This is a genomic window from Bartonella sp. AP72JLCBS (assembly GCF_042195705.1).
Classification (GTDB): domain Bacteria; phylum Pseudomonadota; class Alphaproteobacteria; order Rhizobiales; family Rhizobiaceae; genus Bartonella.
This window is the reverse complement of sequence record NZ_JBHIOU010000160.1, coordinates 1-505: the sequence shown is the minus strand read 5'-3', so window position 1 is coordinate 505 and position 505 is coordinate 1. Positions and strand designations below refer to the sequence as shown.

Below are 505 nucleotides of genomic sequence, written 5' to 3'. Positions count from 1 at the left end.
CATTCACTACCGACTCCGAATGGCGTCAATGTATCTGTAAGATGGTCGGGAAAGGCATGTGGCCTTAGAGACCCCTGGCTCATACTGCCCAAGTCCGCAAACTGCTCGGTGATCTCTCTAAGGGGTCAAACTACCCGGATAGTCTGCCGGTAAGCTCTCGTACTCCTCTGTCTCAGTGTATCCCTCATCGTATAATCCCATGTGGATCGAAAACTGCGTCATACTCTTATGGTGGCCCCGTCCGAATGCTCAGAACTGAATCGTGTCGACGCTGGATAAATCCCTGTAGGACCTGTCAAACTCAAAAGAAGCGAGGACCTCCAAGGTCAGAGTTCTGATGGCCGGGTCTCGAATGTATAATAATCGCTGCCAATTCCCTACAGCAAGTAGTCCCTCGATCTCATCTGCGACCACATCTCCCCATTCGGCAGTCCGCAATGTAACCAAATCTGGTATGCGTGATTGCCCGAATTTGAGCTTCTCCAATCTCTCAAATCGTTCTTGA

The 505-nt window shown here is 50.3% G+C and carries 1 protein-coding gene; it reads right to left on the bottom strand.

What is annotated here, in order from left to right; translation table 11 throughout:
• Positions 1-249 precede the first annotated feature (249 nt).
• Positions 250-505, bottom strand: a 256-nt coding sequence (locus tag ACFILO_RS09850; protein ID WP_375678257.1) for a hypothetical protein, incomplete at its 5' end; no start/stop codon positions are given.